The sequence below is a fragment of the Salimicrobium humidisoli genome (genome assembly GCF_002295105.1).
GTDB lineage: Bacteria > Bacillota > Bacilli > Bacillales > Halobacillaceae > Salimicrobium > Salimicrobium humidisoli.
Genome location: NZ_NSGH01000041.1, coordinates 1 through 5,523, shown reverse-complemented (window position 1 = coordinate 5,523; position 5,523 = coordinate 1). Strand labels below are relative to the sequence as shown.

Sequence of the window (5,523 nt, the reverse complement as noted above, 5' to 3'; positions counted from 1 at the left end):
TCCTTCTAAAGATGTGGTGGCAAGAGCGAAGAGGTCACACCTGTTCCCATGCCGAACACAGAAGTTAAGTTCTTCCGCGCCGATGGTAGTCGGGGTTACCCCCCGCAAGAGTAGGGCGCTGCCACATTGTCAGAAGCCCAGAGGCCACCCCCTCTGGGCTTCTTTTGTATAGGTAAGACCCTGCGCTCCCGGAAGGGAGGAGGAAGACTGCTTTCTGCTTGTGTAGAAGGCAGTCTTTTTCTTTGTTATGATTAGTGGAGAAAAGAAAGGGAGAGCACAAATGACTCGACATGAAAAAGCCCCTCTTTGGGAAGCTGTAAAGCAGTACCGCCACGGAAAAGCCGGAAGCTACCACGTGCCCGGCCACAAAAACGGCACTGTCTTTGATACGGAGGCTCGGGAGGTCTTCCGTGTAGTGCTGGAAATGGACGCGACAGAAATTCCCGGTCTTGATGATCTCCATTCCCCCCGCGGAGCGATCAAAGAAGCGGAAGAACTGGCTCGTCTTTACTTTAAAAGTGAAAAGACCCGCTTTCTCGTGAATGGAAGCACTTCGGGAAATCTGGCTATGATCCTTGCGGTATGCCGGAGAGGAAGTCCCGTTCTCGTACAGAGAAACGCCCATAAATCCATACTTCACGGTATAGAACTGGCCGGGGCCAAGCCCGTGTTTTTGGCTCCGGAATGGGACGCGAGAACCGGAAAGTTCAGCAGCCTGACGCCGGAAAGAGTGCGGGAGGGGTTGCGACAATTTCCGGAGGCGGTGGCGGTCATTGTGACGTACCCGGATTATTTCGGTCATACGTTCAATCTTTCAGCGATCACCTCACTCGTACATGAAGCGGGAAAGCCGGTACTCGTAGACGAGGCTCATGGCGTACATTTCTCCCTTCACCGTGACTTTCCCGATACTGCGCTTGCAGCGGGTGCGGATATAGTGGTACAGTCTGCTCATAAAATGGCTCCCGCCATGACTATGGGAGCTTATTTACATACCCAGGGACCGCTTGTACCGGAAAAACGCCTGAGTTACATGCTCCAGGTCGTACAGTCAAGCAGCCCCTCTTATCCCGTTATGGTGAGCCTGGACTTATGCCGGAGATATATGGCGATGTGGAAAGAGGACGGTCTGTTAACATTTCTCGATGAAGTAAGGGAAGAACTGGACGCCTGCTGCGACGGGTGGGAGGTCCTGCCTGCTTCGCCACAGGACGATCCCCTGAAAGTGGAATTGAAGCCGCGCAGAGTGGACGGGTTCACTCTCGCTTCTATGCTTGAAGAGCAGGGGATATATGCGGAAATGGCCACGAATACCGGGGTGCTTCTGACATTCGGGCTGGAACGTCCGGAAAGCTGGGAAAATGATAAGGTAGCCTTTTATGAAGTGGCACGATTATTACAAAAACGGGAAAAGCATGATAAAATAATAGATAACAATATATCTTTCCCCCCTGTTCAACAGCTCGATGCACAGTATGAAGAGATGGAAGATCTGCAACAGACCTGTCTTCCACTCGAAAATGCAGTGGGGCACATAGCTGCTGAAGCGGTCATCCCCTATCCGCCGGGCATTCCTCTTATCCTTAAAGGAGAGAGGATCAGGCAGGAACAGGTGGAACACATTCGCACGCTCATAGAGAATAAAGCAGTATTTCAAAATGAAAACATAGAAAAAGCAGTAACTATATTTCAGGAAGAATGGTCGTGACTAAGTATGTTCATTACATTTGAAGGAGGCGAAGGAGCCGGAAAAACGACGGTCCTCAAGCTTCTTCACGAAGAGTTCGAAAATCAGGGGTATGACGTACTCGCAACGAGAGAGCCGGGAGGGATCCGGATATCCGAAAAAATACGTGACGTCATCCTCGACCCCGTCCACAGGGAAATGGATGCAAGGACAGAGGCGCTTCTGTATGCCGCTGCCAGGCGTCAGCATCTGACGGAAAAAGTGATTCCTGCCCTGAAAGAAGGTAAGATCGTCCTTTGTGACCGCTTCGTCGATTCAAGTCTCGTATATCAGGGGGTCGGACGAGGACTCGGCATTTCCGAAGTGATGGCGATCAATGAATTCGCCATAGAAGAGTGGATGCCGGATGTCACCCTGTTTTTTGATATCACCCCGGAACGCGGACTTGCGAGAATCGATGCCAATGATACGAGAGAGAAGAATCGGCTTGATCTCGAAGACATCGATTTCCACCGGAAAGTATATGAAGCTTATCTCGAACTCGTCGCAAGGTACCCGGACAGGGTGGAGAGAATCAATGCCGATCAGTCTCTTGAAAAAGTGACCGAAGCAGCCCGTCAGGCCCTGCGTCGACACACGGACAGACAGTGATTCAGTTCTACTAAAAAATATGAGGAGGCAGAACGATGAAGTTGATTATGGCGATTGTACAGGACAAGGACACGAACCGGCTGACAGACGCCCTTGCGGAACATGATTATAAATCTACGAAACTGGCTACCCGGGGCGGATTTCTCAAAGAGGGGAACACGACGCTTATGATCGGGGTGGATGACGGACAGGTGGACCACGTGCTTGAAATCATCGAAGAGAACTGTTCAAAACGGGACCAGATGGTAGCGCCGATCTCCCCGATGGGAGGGAACGCGGACTCCTACATTCCGAAACCGGTGAAGGTGAAAGTTGGAGGAGCCAACGTATTCGTTCTTCCCGTCGAATCGTTTTTCCACTTTTAAATTGAGTGAGGGAGCGCTTTTATGAAAATAAGTCAGGATATGCGCGTTCAGATGGAAACACAGTATAAGCAGGATGCGCGGACGGGAGCGAAAGCCCGGTCTTTCGAGTCACTGGTACGTACAGAGACAGGTCAGCTGCAGAAAGAACAGTTGAACCGGCTGCTGGCAGGGATCTCCGCCCAGGGAGAAAGACTCGCCCGCAATCGTTCCTTCCGGGAACTTGCCAAATATAAAAAGATGATCCGTGAGTTCGTGAAAGAATCCGTACAGTACGGAATGAATCTGAAGCATTCGCACAGCTGGAGCCGATCCGGCCAGAACCGGAAGCTGACGATCGTGGAAGAAGTGGATGAGAAGCTTGCTGAACTGACGGAAGCCGTGATGACCCGGGAAGACAGTAAGATGGATCTTTTAGGCCTGATCGGTGAAATAAAGGGTCTGTTAATCAATTTATATACGTAAGGGCGGACAGAGATGGAACGTTGGAGCCAACTGAAAGAAACGCAGCCGCTTGCGGCACAGATGCTTATGAACAGTTATGATAAAGACAGAATGGCGCATGCCTATCTTTTTTACGGCCATCGGGGGACCGGGAAGCGTGAAGCCGCCCGTCTCCTGGCAAAAACGCTTTTCTGTCCGTATACCGCAGATACAGAACCGTGTCAGGAATGCCGGGAGTGCCGGCGCATCGACTCCGGGAATCATCCGGACCTGCACTGGATCATACCGGATGGAGCCTCGATCAAAAAAGAACAGATTCTCGAACTGCAGAAAGAATTCACGTATACAGGCCTTGAATCCGACCGGAAAATCTACGTTGTGGAGTCCGCCGATTTAATGACGGTCAACGCTTCGAACCGTCTGCTGAAATTCCTGGAAGAACCGGGAAGGGATACTACGGCGATTCTCCTGACGGAAAACAGTGAAGCGATTCTGCAGACCATCCGTTCGAGGTGTCAGCAGATCGCCTTCCAGCCTCTGAATCATGAAAGAATGAGGGATTATCTGATGGAGGAGGGCATTTCGAAGTCGAACGCTTTCCTTTTGAGCGAACTGACGAATAACGCGGAAGAAGCGAAGGAAATGCTTGAGGGAGACTGGTTTGCCAATGCTCGAAAATTAGTGATACAATTGACGGAAGTACTTCAATCGAAACCGAATGAAGCACTATTGTTTGTCAATCATCAGTGGATGCCTCATTTTTCCGAAAAGGATACGCTTCAGCGCGGCCTGGACGTCCTCATGCTATGGTATAAGGACATTCTTCACGAACACCTCGCCCGTGAAGAAGCTGTCGTATTCATTCAGGAACAGGAGAAGAGAGAACAGGCGATGATGCGGTGGTCCCGTGCACAAGTCACCTCCTGTATGTCCGGAATTATGGAGGCGAAACGTCACATACACCAGAACGTTCACCCCACACTCGTGATGGAACAACTTACACTTCAATTGCAAAGGTGTTGATCCGTAATGGTCGAAGTAGTAGGTGTGCGCTTTAAGCAGGCAGGAAAAGTTTATTTTTTCGCTCCTGGTAACTTGAAGTTGACGACGAGTGATTACGTCATTGTCGAAACGGTGAGAGGCATTGAGTTTGCGAAAGTCGCCATCTCCAACCGCACGGTAGACGAAGAAGATGTAGTTCTTCCGTTAAAACAAGTCATCCGGGAAGCCGACGAGAAGGATAAGCTCACTGTCCAGGAGAATAAAGTCCAAGCACAGGAAGCCTATGATACATGTGAGAAGAAGATTAAGGAACATAAGCTGGATATGAATCTGGTGGAAGTTGAATATACATTTGATCGCAATAAAGTGATCTTTTATTTTACGGCGGATGGACGGGTGGATTTCCGAAATCTCGTCAAAGACCTCGCCTCCGTTTTCCGTACGCGCATCGAACTGCGTCAAATCGGGGTAAGAGATGAAGCGAAAATGCTCGGAGGCATCGGCCCATGCGGTCGTATGCTGTGCTGTTCCACGTTTCTCGGGGACTTCGAGCCCGTTTCCATAAAAATGGCGAAAGACCAGAACCTCTCCCTGAATCCGGCTAAAATTTCCGGTCTCTGCGGTCGTCTGATGTGCTGTCTGAAATACGAAAACGACGACTACGAAGAGGCGAAACGCGTCTTGCCGGACCTCGGAGAACGTATTTCCACGTCTCTCGGCGACGGGAAGGTCGTAGGGCTGAATATGCTTGAGCGTGTTGTACAGATTGAGTTCAAAGATCAGGAAAATGCTTTGGAGTACTCCCTTCAGGAACTGATAGATGAAGGAGTGCTTGAAACAAATGGTGCAGAGTAGCAAGGAGAGAGGGACACTGAATAAGAAAAATGTGATTGAAAAGTTCACTCATTTGGAATCACAGATCGGGGATCTTCACCAACAGCTTGGGGACCTGAAGGAGCAGCTGGCTATGCTGATTGAAGAGAACCAGCATCTCTCTATCGAAAACCATCACCTGCGGCAGCGTCTCGATCGGGAAAATGCCGAAAGAGAAGCGGCAGAGGGGGGCGGCGTGCCTGTCCGGCCCGTAGTCGGAGAAGGCTACGACAATTTAGCCCGTCTTTACGAAGAAGGCTTTCACATATGTAATCTGCATTTCGGAAGCCCAAGAGACGAAGATTGTCTGTTCTGTCTCTCTTTCTTAAACCGCAGTTAGTTATTTCGGGACTCCCCTGGGTGCAGGGGGGTCCTCTTTTCGTGTGCCCGGCACGGGTATAAACTATAGGGTTCAAGTCCCGAACGGCGAAGGTCGTTGTAGCCGTTAGTCAAAGGCAAGGGTGTCCAGGGAGACCTGGAATCTGAAGGAAGCCGGAGGCAAAT

7 protein-coding genes and 1 rRNA gene are annotated in these 5,523 nt (G+C 50.4%); all 8 read left to right on the top strand.

Annotated features, from left to right (window positions below):
• The first annotated feature begins 12 nt into the window (after positions 1–12).
• Positions 13–127, top strand: a 5S ribosomal RNA gene (gene rrf / locus CKW00_RS13340).
• Between the two features lie 153 nt (positions 128–280).
• Positions 281–1,708, top strand: coding sequence for an aminotransferase class I/II-fold pyridoxal phosphate-dependent enzyme (locus tag CKW00_RS13335; RefSeq protein WP_158221324.1), 1,428 nt, complete (start codon positions 281–283; stop codon positions 1,706–1,708).
• A gap of 6 nt (positions 1,709–1,714) precedes the next feature.
• Positions 1,715–2,338 carry a dTMP kinase gene (gene tmk, locus CKW00_RS13330; protein ID WP_095822970.1) on the top strand — a complete coding sequence of 208 codons (624 nt, stop codon included), beginning with the start codon at positions 1,715–1,717 and terminating at the stop codon, positions 2,336–2,338.
• 35 nt (positions 2,339–2,373) lie between these two features.
• Complete coding sequence (locus tag CKW00_RS13325; protein WP_095822969.1) at positions 2,374–2,703, top strand: cyclic-di-AMP receptor; 330 nt, start codon at positions 2,374–2,376, stop codon at positions 2,701–2,703.
• Positions 2,704–2,724: 21 nt separating this feature from the next.
• A complete protein-coding gene (locus CKW00_RS13320; protein ID WP_008591334.1) occupies positions 2,725–3,165 on the top strand; it encodes a YaaR family protein in 441 nt (146 codons plus the stop codon).
• Between the two features lie 12 nt (positions 3,166–3,177).
• The gene (holB, locus tag CKW00_RS13315; protein WP_095822968.1) at positions 3,178–4,167 is read left to right on the top strand and encodes a DNA polymerase III subunit delta'; all 990 of its coding nucleotides are present in this window, start codon (positions 3,178–3,180) and stop codon (positions 4,165–4,167) included.
• A gap of 6 nt (positions 4,168–4,173) precedes the next feature.
• The gene (locus tag CKW00_RS13310) at positions 4,174–5,001 is read left to right on the top strand and encodes a PSP1 domain-containing protein (RefSeq protein ID WP_008591339.1); all 828 of its coding nucleotides are present in this window, start codon (positions 4,174–4,176) and stop codon (positions 4,999–5,001) included.
• Positions 5,002–5,017: 16 nt separating this feature from the next.
• Positions 5,018–5,359, top strand: a complete 342-nt coding sequence (yabA, locus tag CKW00_RS13305) for a DNA replication initiation control protein YabA (RefSeq protein WP_040609641.1) — start codon at positions 5,018–5,020, stop codon at positions 5,357–5,359.
• Positions 5,360–5,523: the final 164 nt, after the last annotated feature.